This window comes from Photobacterium sp., from assembly GCF_033720175.1.
Taxonomy (GTDB): Bacteria; Pseudomonadota; Gammaproteobacteria; order Enterobacterales; family Vibrionaceae; genus Photobacterium.
In genome coordinates this window covers 16,185-32,493 of sequence record NZ_JAWWDA010000001.1, presented here as the reverse complement: position 1 = coordinate 32,493, position 16,309 = coordinate 16,185, and the positions used below count along the sequence as shown (strand labels likewise).

Annotated in this window: 10 protein-coding genes and 1 tRNA gene; 4 read left to right on the top strand and 7 right to left on the bottom strand. The window is 44.1% G+C overall.

The window, feature by feature from the left end:
• Positions 1 to 70: 70 nt before the first annotated feature.
• Together R3289_RS00130 and R3289_RS00125 are read right to left on the bottom strand one after the other, a co-directional pair.
• Positions 71 to 1,555, bottom strand: coding sequence for a sodium:alanine symporter family protein (locus R3289_RS00130; RefSeq protein ID WP_318923187.1), 1,485 nt, complete (start codon positions 1,553 to 1,555; stop codon positions 71 to 73).
• A gap of 1,163 nt (positions 1,556 to 2,718) precedes the next feature.
• Positions 2,719 to 2,795, bottom strand: a tRNA-Pro gene (locus R3289_RS00125).
• 597 nt (positions 2,796 to 3,392) lie between these two features.
• Here R3289_RS00125 and R3289_RS00120 point away from each other — a divergent pair.
• The 4 genes from R3289_RS00120 (at position 3,393) to R3289_RS00105 (ending at position 6,385) form a co-directional block, all read left to right on the top strand.
• Positions 3,393 to 3,692 (top strand): hypothetical protein, encoded by a 300-nt coding sequence (locus tag R3289_RS00120; protein ID WP_318923186.1) that lies wholly within the window; start codon positions 3,393 to 3,395, stop codon positions 3,690 to 3,692.
• 607 nt (positions 3,693 to 4,299) lie between these two features.
• On the top strand, positions 4,300 to 4,665 hold the full coding sequence (locus R3289_RS00115) for a GntR family transcriptional regulator (RefSeq protein ID WP_318923185.1): 366 nt from the start codon (positions 4,300 to 4,302) through the stop codon (positions 4,663 to 4,665).
• Positions 4,666 to 4,673: 8 nt separating this feature from the next.
• The gene (locus R3289_RS00110) at positions 4,674 to 5,531 is read left to right on the top strand and encodes an ABC transporter ATP-binding protein (protein WP_318923184.1); all 858 of its coding nucleotides are present in this window, start codon (positions 4,674 to 4,676) and stop codon (positions 5,529 to 5,531) included.
• Positions 5,528 to 6,385, top strand: a complete 858-nt coding sequence (locus tag R3289_RS00105; RefSeq protein ID WP_318923183.1) for an ABC transporter — start codon at positions 5,528 to 5,530, stop codon at positions 6,383 to 6,385. The genes R3289_RS00110 and R3289_RS00105 overlap by 4 nt, the downstream gene beginning before the upstream one ends.
• 73 nt (positions 6,386 to 6,458) lie before the next feature.
• Here R3289_RS00105 and R3289_RS00100 read toward each other — a convergent pair whose 3' ends face one another.
• The 5 genes from R3289_RS00100 to R3289_RS00080 form a co-directional block, all read right to left on the bottom strand.
• Positions 6,459 to 8,585: an MtrB/PioB family decaheme-associated outer membrane protein gene (locus R3289_RS00100; RefSeq protein ID WP_318923182.1), complete on the bottom strand. Its 2,127-nt coding sequence runs from the start codon at positions 8,583 to 8,585 to the stop codon at positions 6,459 to 6,461.
• A gap of 11 nt (positions 8,586 to 8,596) precedes the next feature.
• On the bottom strand, positions 8,597 to 9,562 hold the full coding sequence (locus R3289_RS00095; RefSeq protein WP_318923181.1) for a DmsE family decaheme c-type cytochrome: 966 nt from the start codon (positions 9,560 to 9,562) through the stop codon (positions 8,597 to 8,599).
• Between the two features lie 66 nt (positions 9,563 to 9,628).
• Positions 9,629 to 11,965, bottom strand: coding sequence for an OmcA/MtrC family decaheme c-type cytochrome (locus tag R3289_RS00090; RefSeq protein ID WP_318923180.1), 2,337 nt, complete (start codon positions 11,963 to 11,965; stop codon positions 9,629 to 9,631).
• A 1,091-nt stretch (positions 11,966 to 13,056) separates the two neighbouring features.
• Complete coding sequence (locus R3289_RS00085) at positions 13,057 to 13,272, bottom strand: hypothetical protein (protein ID WP_318923179.1); 216 nt, start codon at positions 13,270 to 13,272, stop codon at positions 13,057 to 13,059.
• Positions 13,273 to 13,372: 100 nt separating this feature from the next.
• Positions 13,373 to 16,285, bottom strand: coding sequence for an Hsp70 family protein (locus tag R3289_RS00080; RefSeq protein WP_318923178.1), 2,913 nt, complete (start codon positions 16,283 to 16,285; stop codon positions 13,373 to 13,375).
• Positions 16,286 to 16,309: the final 24 nt, after the last annotated feature.

Genomic DNA, 16,309 nt, shown 5'->3' with positions numbered 1-16,309 from the left:
GGGTAATAAAAAGCCAGCATTTCTGCTGGCTTTTTATTATGTCCGCGCTAAATCAGATTTAAGCGATAGCTTACTTCGTTGCTGCTACTGGCTCAGCACCTTCTGGATGCCACGCACCGTCCAGTTCATCCAGTTCTGGGAACTTAGAGCGGTCGAATTCTGGCGTTTTACCCGCTTTAAGCTGAACTTCGTAATCTTTGATCACTTTGATTGCCAGTTTAGACAACATGATCAGCGCCGCAACGTTAATCAGTACCATCAAACCCATAGAGGCATCAGCCAGGTTCCAAACCACAGGCAGAGAAGCCACAGAGCCAAACATCACCATTGCCAGTACTGTCAGGCGGAAGACGAACAGGCCTTTTTTGCTGTTGCCATTAAAGAACATGATGTTCGTTTCAGCATAGCTGTAGTTAGCAATGATAGACGAGAAGCAGAACAGGATAATGGCTGCTGCCATGAAGTATGTCGTCCAACCGCCTAGCTCGCTGGTTAGTGCTTGCTGAAGCAGGCCGATACCTGAAGCGGCATCCGGTTGATCCATGACGCCAGATAACATAATCATTGCTGCCGATGCGGTACAGATAACAATCGTATCAGCAAAGACACCTAGCATCTGAACGAAGCCCTGTGACGCAGGGTGGTTAGGGTTTGGTGTCGCACTTGCTGCAATGTTAGCAGCAGAACCCATACCGGCTTCATTCGAGAACAGACCACGGGCAATACCGCTTTGCATTGCCTGAGAAATCGTATAAGCCACACCACCAGCTGCAGCTTCTTGCCAGCCAAATGCACTCTTAACGATGAGCATAATGGCCGCAGGGAGTTCAGTGATGTTGAGAGCGACAATAAGAAGCGCAATTGCAAGATAGCCTACAGCCATTACGGGTACGATGCGTGCTGATGCTTTTGCTATTTTGCTAATACCACCCATGATGAAAAAGGCCGATACGATAACAATGATCACACCCATAACGGTTTTATCGAAGCCGAAAGAGTGGTTCAGTGCATCGGTGATAGTGTTGGCTTGCACCGCATTGAATACGAGGCCGAAAGCGATGATCAGGAACACAGAGAAGAGTGAGCCCATCCAACGCTGACCGAGCCCTTTTTCCATATAGTATGCTGGACCACCACGGTATTGGCCATCAACGTCTTTAACTTTATATACCTGAGCAAGTGTTGACTCGATAAAAGCCGTCGACATACCGAAAAGGGCCATCATCCACATCCAGAAAATAGCACCTGGACCACCTACGGTAAGCGCAACGGCAACGCCTGCCATGTTACCAGTACCAACGCGTGCAGCCATCGAGGTGCAGAACACCTGATAAGAACTGATACCGTTTTCAGTTTTTTTACCGGTATTTAATACAGTAATGGCATGCCGGAACTGTCGGATTTGAATGAAGCCCAAACGGAAAGTGAAGTAGATACCTACACCAACAAGTAGGTAAACAATAAGTTGGCCCCATAGAACACTGTTAATAGCACCGATGACACTCATCAGGCTGTCGTTCAGTGATGTTAACCAAGTCTGATTCATAACACTCATAAAATTTTCCTGTAACTAAGGCTCAGTCAGCAATTTGCTGATTGAGCGAACTGGAACGTCAATTTCAGTGACTGTTCGTGAATACGATTCTGGATTTATATTTTGTTATTGCTCACAGATGAACAGGTCGATCAACCCGTTGCATTTACAAATGTGAAACATCGAATCGATAGTATCGCCTAAAGAAGGCGCTGAAAGTTAGCATGAAATCCTGATTTTCCAGTGCGACATTGATCACAATTTTTGAATGATTGTAATGCAACAAATGCATTAAGAATAAGGTTTTTCTTCAAAAAAACTTAAAAATCATATGGTTGGTGTTTTTTGTGAATGCGGATAAATTTGTGATTAAAAACGCTGTACAGCTGACTTTAACGGTTATTTAACCCGTCTTTAACCAAAAATACGGACTTAATCGCTGGATAAAGCCGCATGTTTTGTCATATATATGTAACAACTTAATCGAGAGTGACGGATTGGGTGAATTTTTTGTATTCAACATGAGTAATATTGTGAGGGCGGTGATTATCCTGAATGACAAGGATATTACGGAGGAAAGCGCTCCGGATTAGGGAGCAGAGATTGTTTGGTTCCCACGGCAATGTAATGGGATTCGCAGCCTTTATTCTGGGTTTTACGAGTTAAAAGTGTTTATTGTCTATTATTAAACCTGAAGGGTTTTGACCGTTCTTGTTTGCTATCGCTAATTGATTAGTGAACATAGTGTGATTGTACTGCTTTAAGGTAGCCACTTGGTTGCTTTAGCGTGGCCGATTGTGGGTCTTCTCCTATATAGAACTGATGACCGCAAACACAGATGAAGATACCTTTATTGGTCACAAGATACTCGTCTGACTGGCCGCATACGTCACACTTGGGAATATCCCCCATAGTATTATCCTCTTATGATTAGTATGTCTTTATTAAGTCTATAAATAGTACTACGAGTTTTTTTAGTTTGCTGTACTGTGAAAATGAAATTGGGAGATATAGTAGAGTTTTGAGACAGGGTTACCATATTTGCAAATTTTACAAGCGGTATTAATTGCATATAAAGAGGTATCTTACCGTTGAGCTGCGGCTCGTGCTAGCAATGTTTAATCAATGCGATGGAAGTCGAAGAGTAGGCTATGAAATAGTGTTCTGAAATGAGGATGGCTTTTTGGTCGGACATACTGGATTCGAACCAGCGACCCCAACTCCCCCAGAGTTGTGCGCTACCAAACTGCGCTAATGTCCGCCAAAAAGGCATGCTGTATGTTGCTTAATGAAGGTTATCAAAGCTTACGCAGCTTGCATACTCATTACTTGAAGTACTTCGTGGAAAAGTTAAAATTAGTGATGCAGAACACTGCAGTTTTGACCTTATAGGCCTTTGTATTATTTATTGGTCAGCGACGGCACAACTTAAAACTCATCATGAGAGGCTATCGGCTGGAAAGACAATAGAACTATTTGATCGCTGAGTGCCAGCTTTGAAGAATCTTGTCACGGCATGAGATTTTTGGGATTATTTATCTGTTTCAGATAAAATTAAGTTCACATAAACCTTTTCTGAGGGTATATTTGCTTAAATTGACTGTCTTTTTGGCATCAAACCACAAATATCAATTATAATTACAAGGTAACCAGGCATCAGCCTTGGTTGGTTTGTGCGTTGGCAAGGCCTTTACCAACCTCTCCTTTCATATGAGGTTGTTAATTTATTTAATTTGACACTTTCTAGAACAAGTTTACCTGCACTGGAATGTTTCTATTGTAGGGAATATTATTAATACAATCCTTTGAGTTTTGCCAAACTCTGAGTGGTTGCTTCGTATGATTTAAGAGGTATTTCATGGATAATTTTGCAGCTGCAGAAAAAGCGCTGAGTGCAATGTTAAAAAATGTTGAGTCGGGAAGCGGTATAAAAGAAGAGCGTACTGATTACCGTCAGGTTCTGATTGATTTTGCAGATGAAGTCCCAGGTCGCCAGAAAGCGGTGATTAAGCGGATGCCTCTGCATAAGATTAATAACCTTATTGCTGTATTGCATGAATTTAAAGAAGATGCACGTCAGGTGCGAATGAATGAAATTCTGGCATTAATGGAGAAAGACGGGGTCCAGCCAGATGAACTACTCGCGAAAGATGAATGATTTTTTAAACTAATAGCCAGTTTTCTTACACAATCCTACGCAAAGCCAATGGCTTACTCACATACGTTGAGGTTTTAACGCATTTAGCAATCTTTGATTGTTATTGGACTATGACACATTAATTTTCATAGTTGCCATTAACTGTTGGTATTTATTGTAATGCCTAATATTACATACATAGATATATGAGAACCCGAATTGATTTTTTGGGTGTTTATTAATACCCTTAATTCTGCTGGTTGAAGTGAGATTCTCTTCGCTTTTTTGTATGTGTTTTTTTGTGATTGTGTATTGGGTGAAACCGTCGATGACCGATATTCTCCCATATTGAAATATTTTGACTAGGGCGCCTAACCGATTATTTAAGCGCCTTATCATATCGTTTTCTGCTTTCCCCTCTTTATATGGCAAACCACTTCAGAGACATGATTCAAAGTTTCCTTTGGAAACTGTTGATGCACTCTGCTAATTGACGTTGCTTAGCCATATATTGGCACTTCCTGTCTTTTTTGTACTCTTCATCGTGGTTTGGTATATCAGTCTTGGTTTCTTTTTGTTTTGGTGTTATATATCACTATAGCAGTGGTTGTGGTTGATGAGTTAGCAGATGAATGACTGGGGCGATGAACAGCCGATTTATAAACAATTAAGCCAACGTATTATCGGGCAGATCGCCGATGGTATCTGGCCCGAAGGGAGTATGTTACCTTCGGTTCGGGGAGTGGCGGCTGATCTGAAAATCAATCATCTGACAGTAATGAAAGGATACCAGCTGTTAGTTGAACAAGGGTTCATAGAGAAAAAACGCGGGCAGGGGATGGTTGTATTAACGGGTGCTGTTGAGATGATTCGAAAAAGTCAGAAGCAGTATTTCCTTAATAAAGAGCTTCCTGAATTGGCTGAGAAATTAAACAGAATCGGTTTATCAGCTGATGAACTGGTTCAGGCACTTGAACAATATAGAATCAGGTAGTGTAAGACGTGGACGTATTAATAAAAGCTGAAAAACTGGGTAAGACTTATCGGCAGCAACAGGCATTATCGAACATTAGCTTTGAATTAAAAGCTGGCCAGATATTAGGTTTACTGGGGCATAATGGTGCAGGTAAATCGACGTTGATTAAGTCCTTGCTGGGCGCCAATGACTATGATGGCGAGTTGACGATATTTGGGTTATCACCTAAAAAAGATCGAGCGCGTATTGTTGAGAACCTGGCATATATTTCTGATGTCGCAGTATTACCTGAGTGGATGACGGTATCTCAGTTACTGAAGTACATGTCGGGTGTTCACCCACATTTTGAGCTTGAGAGAATGAGGGATTTTCTCAATAAAACAGATATTAAAGACAGTAGTAAAATTGGCAGTCTATCGAAGGGAATGAAAGTGCAGTTGCATCTGGCGGTGGTAATGTCGACCGATGCAAAGGTACTGATTCTGGATGAACCCACGTTAGGCCTGGATTTAATCTACCGAGATACTTTCTATCGGTATTTGATGGAATGGTTTCATGATGGGGAGCGCGCTTTGATTATTGCCAGTCACGAGGTGTCTGAAATTGAACACTTGTTAAGCGACGTATTGGTTTTGCGCAAAGGTGAGATGGTCTTACAGGCACCGTTAGAGAAAGTGGAAGCGCAATACTCATTGCTGACGGTAGATCCGCACAATCTGGCACAAGCACAGCTATTTAAGCCGATATATCAAAAGTCGGGCCTGGGCCAGCATTCATTATTATTCGAAAATGTGTCGCGGGAAGCCTTGATGCCATATGGCAAAGTATCGCAACCAGGTCTGGCCGATATATTTATTGCAAAACAGCAGGAGGCCGTGAAGTGAGCCCTGTTATTTATATGCTGGAGAAAGAGCTAATTGAGCATAAACTCGTGACTCGACTGCCTATCTTTCTTGGAATATTCGCTGTGGTTATGTTTGCCCTGCTAATGAGTGGTGACAACAGTCATTTTTATTTCGAAATATCAGGTGATTATACCTGGACTGGTTTAGCGGCTGTCACCGGCTTTGCCGGGATCATTGGTAAGGTGAATGTTATCGTGGCTGGAATGGTTTCGGTGCTGTCTTTTTTTGCCTATATGCCGAAAACTTTACGTAAGGAGCGTCAGGAAGGAAGCTTGATGTTTTGGCGTTCAATGCCCGTTACAGATCAGTTGGCGATAGCCGTAAAACTGATTTTTGCGCTAATTGTTATTCCGTGTATTGCTTCATTATTATTGCTGTTTTCAGATTTGATCGTATGGCTGTTAGGAAGTTGGCTGTTACCCGTCGATATGCAGGCATCAGCATCAATGAGCTTATTGGCGATGGTATCGCATTGGTTTGAATTTCTCGGTCGAATGATCTTTGTCAGTTTGGCCTTATTACCGATAGCCTGCTTATTGCTGGTACTGTCGCAGATCACCCGTCATCCATTGATTTCGTTATTTGTCGCTGTGCTGATGATAAACCTGCTGACCTATATGGTATTTGGTTCAAGTCGCGTAGGTGATTTTCTCAGCGACATCTATCATCTGCCATTTAACATTTTAGTCGGTGACAGCCCGGTAACGGATTTCTTCAGTTTAGGGCCAATAACACTCATTGCTCTGTTATTGGCAAGCGGAGGGTTATTCTATTTAAGTGCCCAACTACGCGGTTCTGATGACATTGCAGAGCGTTTTGGGATGAGTCGCTGATAATATCAATCGTTGAGAGAAACCGGAACAACATTGCAAACGAACATAAACGGAGAGCATATGGCTCTCCGTTTTAAAAACTATGGTTATAAGAAACACCCGCATACCAGGTCGAATAATTCTGACTAAGATTGCCCAGCGTTAACACTGTAGGCAAGCTATCAGGTTGACTGTTTGACCAGTAGTAGTCTCGATCGTCGACATGTTCATAAATCACGTCGAATCTGATTTTAGCCTCCGTAGACAGTTGATAAGTAGCCCAGCCATTAACAGTATGATTTCGATAGTAATTATCAGGATAACCATTGCCAGTGTTTATATTTAATTCGATACTCTGTTGATTGGCTCCATACGACAAAACATAGTCCAAACCAATATCCAGCGGTTGAAGCCACAGTCCTTTGGCATCCCCTCCGAACATCAGACTGTAAGTCCGGTCATCAAGCTTACCTTGCCATGAAGGGTTACCACTTGAGTTGGCACCAGTCTGTTTATAACGCAAGCGCTGATAGCCAAACCCGGTGTAAAGCGAACTTAGCTCACTAACCTGCCAATTCCAGTCCCAATCGACAGAAAATCGATTATGGTCGGTTAAACCCACTTCAGTATCATTATAATGCTCTTCGGCGAAACGGGTTTTAAATAAAGACGATACGCTGTCAGTCACCTGCCAATCAGCACTTAAACGCGCCTCAAGCAAATCGCGATCTGCAAGATTATAACGGCGAAGGTGATCTGATTGATTATCAGCTAACTCGGTAAAATCTGAACCGCCTCGACGAGCGGCGATCAATTTCGCGTCAGCCACAACCGACTGCCAACGCTTGGACTTTATGCCTAACCACAGTTGGTGATCATGTGTATCTTCTCGCTCGCCTAAACTACGATGAAAAGTTTGATATTCATAACCCAATTTTATCGGAAACTCTTGCCAGCCTTTATAGTGAGCCGTCAAAGCTCCACTTTCTCGGCGATAACTATAAGCTTGGTTACTCGAACTGCTGCCAACAAAAGTATCTGCAACAACGGGGGTAAACTGATAAATCTTGGTTTGATTATCGCGATCTTGAACTTTGAGCCTGGCCGTCAAACGCCACTCTCTATTGATCCGATGACTTGCATTGATATCGGCATTAATGGTTTGTACTTCGGCATCAGCTGATTGTGCGGGTAGCAGTGTCGTCAGTAAGCTGTCGTTGACTGTATACGGATCAAAAGCTTGATCTTGAATCTGTAAGCCATAGGCAAAACGCGCACTAATTTGGCTTGATAACCACCGATAGCGTCCGTTTATACTTAGCTGATGAGCCTGATTATCAGGTGTTTCGCCAAGTTGACCATATTCAGTACCTGAAATGAACACAGTATAGGGATTTTGCCAATTCTGGGAATCTAGCTGGTTCTTATATAAAGAGCCGTCATAAGTAAGACCCAACAATCCGTTTTCACTGGTTTTGGTCAGTCCGGCATCCATCACCAGTGTCTGTTGGTCGACCGGTGTGACCCAGTTTGTCGTGCCTGTTCCCAAAAATCCGGATGAAACCCGTTGGCCCGTTTGTTTTTCCAAACGTACTTTCAGTTCAGGGCGCAAGCTAGCATCGCTGCGAAAATCACTGTTGATTATAAGTCTCTTTCGTAGCAATTTTAGCTCTTTAGGCTGCAGGCTTTGATTTAATGTGGTCATACCGCCGGTAGTGCTTTCCGGTTGCCAATCTGCCGGAAGCTTAGCTTGCTCAGCCACGGCAACATAGGGGGTTAATGCCTGATTTGAATAATAACGCGGTAGCTCTTGATAACTGATTTCTGCTCCACCGTGACCGGCACTTTGGTAGCCCGCAGCAATACGAAAGCGTTCTAAGCCAAGATCAGTTACTTCAATTTTAGTTGATGAACCAGACTCATTGATCTTCTTACCACCACCCGACAGGATCGCAATCGCACCCTCGCCATTATTACTGGGTACTAGGTTACGAAAAGCATAGGCACTGTTGCTGACAACACCGACCCCCACTTCAATCTGCCCCTCTGACTGTACTTTTGAACGGCATCTTTTACAGATCCATCTTTTCTGGTTGATCTCCTTGGTCACCCCTTTGGGGCTAAAAGTCATATCTAGCGCCCAACTGGGTGAACTTGCCGTTATCACAGCCATCGCAACTGCCGAGAGGGAGAGTGAAACAGATGAATGATTCCTAGTCATGATGCATCTCCTTAGCGTTGCAACGCCTTCCCTGACGGGTGATTTGATCCGTGAATAACATTGTGGCAATTCAAACAACTCTTGCCACCGACATTAGCGTTGTCCGGTCCGGTTATTGCTCCTCCTGTATGTGCTGAGCTATGGCAGTTTTGACAGAGCTGCGGCATACGCTGCTCTAACAATGCAGGGTTATTCGACCCGTGTGGCGCATGACAAAGGGCACAATCTTCAGTGACCGGTTGATGTTCCCATAAAAATGGCCCCCGTTTCTCTGCATGGCAATCGAAACAGGTTTCGTTGAGAGTGAAACGTGTCAAGCTTGAAGGGTTATCTGAACTATGGGGGGTATGACAATCAGTACACTGCTGTTCGCCTTTTCGAAGCGGATGGCGGGAACGTTTGTGCAAGTCTCTTTTAATATCGGTATGGCAGTTGGTGCAGGCTTGATTCAAGCTCTCTTTAACCAACATAGGATCATTGCCGGTATGGATTTGATGACAATCAACACAGGCAATCTCTTCTGTTTGGTGAACACTGGCCTCCCACCCCTGACGGTGCTGGTCGTCATGGCAACCTAAACAGACTCCGTCTTTTTGCTCACTCGTTAATGGCGAGCTTGGGTCGAAAGTTAACATTGGATCGCGGTATTTGGTACCCGCAATAGTAACACTCTTAGGGTGTATTCCCCTTGGTCCATGGCACGACTCACATTGTAAGTCTTGCATTGGTGAGTCGGGGTGAGTCAGGCTACCATGTGCACCTTCAAAGAGTCCGGATGCATCACGTTTTTTATCTTCGCCATGACATGCAAGGCAGCTGTCGGCGCCATTTCTGGAGTATTTCCCAATTGAAAACTTATCAACTAAATATTCAATTTGCTGATCTTGGCTCAGCGGTTGTGATTCTGCTGCAATCGCACAGGATGTCCAACCAAACCACAGCAACATCATCATAATCAGATGAGCGACCCGCATCATAAACTTTCCTTGTAACCAACTAACGGAGAGAAAAAGGAGGGGAGGCCCCTCCTTTGTTATCGTGCATTAAAGTCCGTGAGTAACATCCACTCCTTTAGCTTCACCTTTGGCATGACAACCAGCACACAGTTCGGGAGCCGTATCGGCCTCAGCCATCGATGCCTGACCAAATAAACCACCGGTTTCAATCATGTGGGCAATGACTTTCTCATTAGCGGCAATATCATCAGCCGACAAGCCGGCTTTACGTGTTTCATCCATCGTGCCGACAGCATCAATCAAGCCCACAGGCATATCTTTGATATGGCAGCTAGCACAAACTGTCACGGTTGCGCTGGTATAAACACCACCACCTGCAGAAGAACGAGTATTCATTGATAAAGGTACATCGTACTGATCGTCGGTATGGCAGGCAGTACAGGTTGCAATATCAGCGGGGTAAGAATCCATCGGGTGAGATGAATCATTATTGGCGTGCAAAGTATGCACATGTGATTTCAGATCCGCTGGACGCCCTGCGTAGAAAGAAGAACGGGTTGCGTTGTGACAGTTGGTGCATTCTGCTGAATCAGTCGCGCCGTGACGGGTTATATGGAAACCATCATCATTGTGGCAATTCGTACAACTTGCCATATCAGCACCAAACTTCTCAACATAGTCGGTCGCTGGACTCAAGTCGCTGAGGTTGTAATAGGCTTTGACATTATGCGCCGGAACGACTTCTACTTGGGTGTAGGCATTTTCGACCGCATTACATGCGATTAAATCACCTCCTGCGGATTTGCCATTAGCACAGATTGGCATTTCCGTGGTCACCAGTGACAATACACCGGTTGTTCCGGGATCGACGATTGTACAGGTAAAGATACCAGTACCGGCGGGCTTACAAGCCTCATCTTTTATGCCCGTATTTTTATCATAAGTGGGTTCAAGATGAACTTGAATCGCACCATAACTGAGTTTGAAACCTTCCCCTTGATCGTTATTAACTAATAGGTAACCTTTCTTGGAAAGTAGCATGCTATCTGGATAATCATACTTATATTCATCTTTAACCGAATCAAAACTAATATCGGCAGTACCTACTAATTTTTCAAAACCGGCAATACCAGCGCCATATAGCTTAATTAATACATCCACTTCGATTAAACCAGGATCTTTACGCTCAACACGTGCAAAGCTGATGCTTAAGTTGTCCGCTGCAGATTTTGCTTGACTGCGCACGGTTTCATGCGCAAATGCCGGAGAGATATTGCCTGAATTAGCGCCATGACAACTGGTACAAGTGTCGAGATCTACAAAGCCATTCGGATGCTGACGTTTCCATACGTCCTGATTGAGTTCTTCCTGAGTGAAGGCAATATCATCATGACAAGAGGTACAGGCGTCTAAACTTGCATTAAGCTTCCAGCTATCGCCCTGTGGTGTTGCCTCGTTGGCCGCAGTATGACAGTTACTACAGTTACGGATGTCTTGCGGAAATTCAACCCCATCAACAATTGGATTACCGTATTTATCAAGCTTGCCATCATTCTTCGCATAAGTATGAGCTGAACCTTTATAGCCAATAATCTCGTAGACAGCACCATCACCTTTGGCAAGCATACTTGGCAATTCGACACCACGGTGAATTTTATGGACCATTGGCGTAAAGTCGACGCTATTGCCTGATTCCGGGTCGGTGCTCCCCGGGTTATGACACGTTACACAGTATTTAGTCTCTACACGGCTACCATGTAATTTCAGTTCACCATGGCAATTATTACAGGTTGCAGTGTCCACGATATTACGTTCGTCAACTAGCCCATTACCGGAAGGTACCCAGTCGTAAGTCGCGTTAATCGTATTATTCGAGTTACCAGAAATCTGCATACCCACACGGTGAGTCGCATTAGCATCCCACGCAATGGAAGCGCCAGTGAGTGGATTAACCGCTGCTAACACCGTTTCTTTTAGCTTAAAGCTGTAAGTTCCATTTCCGTTATCAGTAAAACGACCTTCTTCATTTTTACTATCGCGATCATAAGTTGCTTGTAATTCTTTAGTTGTATCGTCAATTGCGCTAGTTGCCACTTTGTTGATTAAACTCACCCATTCGCTTGGTTTACCATCTTGTTCAGGTACTAACTTGGCAACCGTAAAGCGTGGTTCGCTCAAGCCAATTAATGCAATATCATTTTCATTGGTTGCACTGAAGTGAACAGTGACAGTGTGGTCGGTATTTTCCGCGACCGAATTTATTGTGACAAGTGCCCGTTCTGCAACCTCGACAACGGGCACAATGACTTCTTTACCGCCATCATTATTATTATCCCCACCATCCCCATCACCACCGCAGGCTAGTAACGATAAACTAAGCAGGGCTATTACACCCAACCGACTAAATTTGAGTCCATTCTTCATGCTACCCCCAGTTTGCTACTTTTTGAATTAAGCAGGCCAATGTGTCTTTTGTTTGCTTATTTAATCGAAGCTTATTAATTTAATCGTTACTTAATTTATAAATTGATTTAATCAAAATCATTCGATCATCACTAAATTCCTCAACCCTAATTAAAATAGCACGAGAATAAAAAAATAATTCGATCTTAATCATAGTTATCTATATACATATCAAATAAACCATCTGTAACCTTAATACTATAGGGAAGGTAAAGTAGATAGTTAATAAAGCTCAATTTTGCAATTGATTAAAATCAATATTATGTTCATTTTATTGTTGGGAAGAGTATGCTGATTAAGTAATCTTTGGCAAGAGACCACCTCTGGCGCTGTAACTTTAAAGGGCTTGGATAACATCAAAGGATAGTTAAGTCATTCAAATCAACATCTTGAGGTCTGTTGTGGCTGCTCTGTAATGTGAGTGTTTAAAAATAAAAGTTGTAATTCCAGTGTTTTGTTTTTATTGAAAGATAGGGTTTAATCAAAAATCAGTACTGGTTGGTTAGACTGATAATTCATAATTGACATGGGTAAATATCCAGCATGTACAATGATTGTTACTGGTAAGAGGATTAAAAATACCATTAATAATAAGCAAATAATAAATTAAACATGAGAGTTAATGTTCACAAAGGAGTCGCCATAAATCCTTGAGTAAAGCAAATAACAACTTAAAGATGATAATTAAAATTCACAAAGAAATCGTCAGGAATCTTGAGTAAAGCAAATAACAACTTAAAGATGATAATTAAAGTTCACAAAGAAATCGCCATAAACCCTTGAGTAAAACAAATAACAACTTAAAGATGATAATTAAAATTCACAAAGAAATAGTCAGTGATACTGTCCGCCTCATTAATCTTCAGCATATCCATTGCATTATCAGTGATGTTGATATGAATAATTGTGCTAAGGAAAATACGGGGTATCCGATTCCATAACAAGAAACGAAAACTAAAAGGCATCGCTGCAATCATCATTATTGCGAAGACAATCAAAAACGGAGAGCATCATGCTCTCCGTTATTATCAATCAGCAACTAAACAAAGCGATTAAGCTGCAGCGACATTTTTGATGTAATTTACCTCATCCCGGTACTTTTTTACATTACGAGAAAGTGTACCTTTGGGCAGGTCAAAACGTTTTTCTGCTTCATAGCTTGATAATCCATCAAAGATCACCGCAGCAACGGCTGTACGCTGGTCTTCGGATTTAAAGATACGTTGAGCAATTAAATGAAATTGGCAATGATTCATGGCTCTACTCACTAAAATCTTCATTTTTGGTAAGCTTTAAAGGTATAGAAATGCGCTTAAAGCTTAACGTTGTTATGACGCTGTAGCGTAACAAGCTAACCCTAACGTAAGCTTAATCAATCAAACGTAATCCCGTTGGCAGGGCATCACCAAATACCCGTCTGGTTTCAGCTTCCGTCAGTACTTTGACTACCGATACCATTTGAATCCAGCTTTCCGGCGCTTTACAGGCCTTTAGCTTGGCAATGACTTTTTTGCGGTTTTGTTCATCGATATCTAAGGTACGGTCACCTGTCATACGACACATCATCACCGCAGCAAAGGCAATATTAGGATCTTTACGCCAGTCGAATTCCATCAGCTCAGGTAAGCAGTAGGCGATATGCTGGGGAGACAATAGGTTATGTGCGCTACCGTAGAACGGGCTACGTGTTGCGATACGACCGATTGCCCACCAGTGGGCCTGGGAATATTGCGCTTTTTGTAAGCGGCCAAAGATTGATTCAATCAATTGCAGCTTGTTTTCAAACGGCAAATGCTCGAGAGAAGCTGCCAGACGTACCATGTCTTCATAACTGCGCTCTTGCATCTCTTTGCTCAATTTACTGTTGCGCGTTGCACTCGGGCTGATGTACTTCGCAATATCTTTAAAGATCACCAGTTGCTGTTCCTGAGTCAGACCACCTGCGATACGGCGCCAGAATGTCCACCAGTCGCTCCAGGTCTGGGTATTATCGCTAAACTGGACACCATGCTGATAGAGCGGCCAGATTTGTTCCATACGCCATTCATCAGAAGGATAACCAAAACCTGGCCGCATTGTGAAGCCAGTCAGCTTTAACCAGTTTCTTTCATGGATGTCTGAACGACGTCGACGTTTCTTGCTGTCTAGCAGGGTATCTGCCAGCGCCCGCAAGCATGGGGTTTCCCAAGTGTCACGTTTGCCTAGTAGCTTGTCCAAATCGTTACGCAGCGTTTTTATCGCTTTGCTGTTGGTCTTTTTGGTACTGCCACCATATACCAGCTTAATGACGTCAATAGCTTCTTCCATGCGGGCTGGAAGGATCGATTGGGCGAGGGTGGAATCACCTTTGTTACGATTTAAGCGCGCCAGATCTTTACGAATACCAAACTCCACTTTCCAGCGCTTTCTGTCATCGCTTACGCTAACGCATTCGATCAGGAGAGTACCGACTTCGGTGAGCTGGCAGGCCAGGGTCACTTCTTCGCGATCTTTCTGGTTAGCGGCAAGCTCGGCGCGATCTCGCTCGCTTTCAAGCGTTGCAATGAACGGAGGAAGGGTGACATAACTTTCGTTATCACCGTCATTATCAAAAGTGACAAGCTCACCAATTTTGGTATGGCTGTCATCCGTCGAAGAGACCAGATTAAAGCGCACAGGCTCACCGAGAGTGAGAGCAAATTTTCGCTGTTCAAGTCGTACTTCAGTACCTTCATCGATCCCTTTAGGCAGCAGACACAGGCCTTGTTTGCTTTTCTTTTTATCTTCCAGCATTAAGAAGAAAGAACGCGCAGAGCCTCCGCCGATTTTTAATTGGGCACCATGACGGGCTTTCGCGTAGGCGACGGCACCATGGGCAACGGCGAGGTCGGGATGTGGATTCTCCAACTCAGTGACACTGTCACCTCGCCAGTTGGAGAAAATGTTTAACACGCGCTTTGATAGCAACGGGCTGTTAAACACACCGCCATTCAATAGTACAGCGGAAGGAATGATTGGCTGATCTTCAATTAATTTACTGTCACCCGTGGTTAGCGCCTCATGGTCTGCCAAGGCTTCACGGCATACGCCAGCGTGCAGATCAATGAACTGGGCAAGGTGCTTGCTGATTGCCGGATCGGCAGCATAAGGCAGGCCGAATTCTACTACCGCAGCCTGGCGATGGCTGGGTTGATCTGTAAACTCTGTCAGTGGGAAGAAGCCATCTAGCGCAATATCATGGACTTCTTCACGGGTTAGCTCGATGCTTTTAGCACCGCCTATCAAGCGCGAGCCACTGCCCAATAAGGTGACCTTGGCCGTTGCAGGCGCATTGTCTGAGAGTAATTGTTCTTTAACCTTACGGGTTTGCTGGATCAGTTTTGACAGGCCTGCTGCACTGAGTTTTTTTGTACTGCCATGCAGGCGTTGTTCTGCTTTATGGGCGAGGGCAAGATCCAGGTTATCGCCGCCCAGCATCAGGTGATCGCCGACGCCGATACGATCCAGTGCCAGCTTGTTGTCTTTAGTGCTGACTTTGATCAGGCTAAGGTCGGTTGTACCACCGCCGACATCGCATACCATCAGCAATGGAATGTCTTTTAATAATTCTTCGGCCCGATCTTTATTTTGGGCGTACCAGTCGTAGCAAACCGCTTGCGGCTCCTCTAACAACAGGACGTTTGGCAGGCCAGCCATAGCGGCCGCTTCTAGTGTTAATGCCCGTGCCCCTTCGTCGAAAGAAGCTGGAACGGTGATCACCACTTCCTGTTCGCATAATAGCGCATCCCGGTGGTGATAGTCCCATGCCTGACGTACATGATTAAGATAGCTGGCACTGGCAACCACAGGGGAAACTTTCTCGACGCTGGTGTTTAGGCTATTCGAAGCCCCCTTATTTGAGGACCCTTTATTTGTAGACCAGGGCAAAATAGCCTCGGTACGGTCAACACCGGTATGGGATAACCAGCTTTTGGCACTGACGACCTGGCGGCCTTCTACTCTTGCACCAAGCTCACGGGCAAATTCCCCGATGATCACGCTTTGGATCTCACCAGCGACGGGTTGAATATCCCAAGGCAAGACTAATTCGGCTTGGTTCATTTCCCCTGGTGCGGGGTGATAGCGAAAAGAGGGGAGCAGCGGCTTGCGGGCAACTTCACCGGGTGCGATAAGCTGGTCAATTTCAAAAATGCTTATTGGGCTGGATTCAAGATCGTCACTAATGGGTGCATAGGCGACAACAGTGTGAGTCGTACCTAAATCAATACCAACAAGAAAACGCGGGGAAGCGGGTGAAGACATTGTTTACTCCAGAGTTGATCCTGA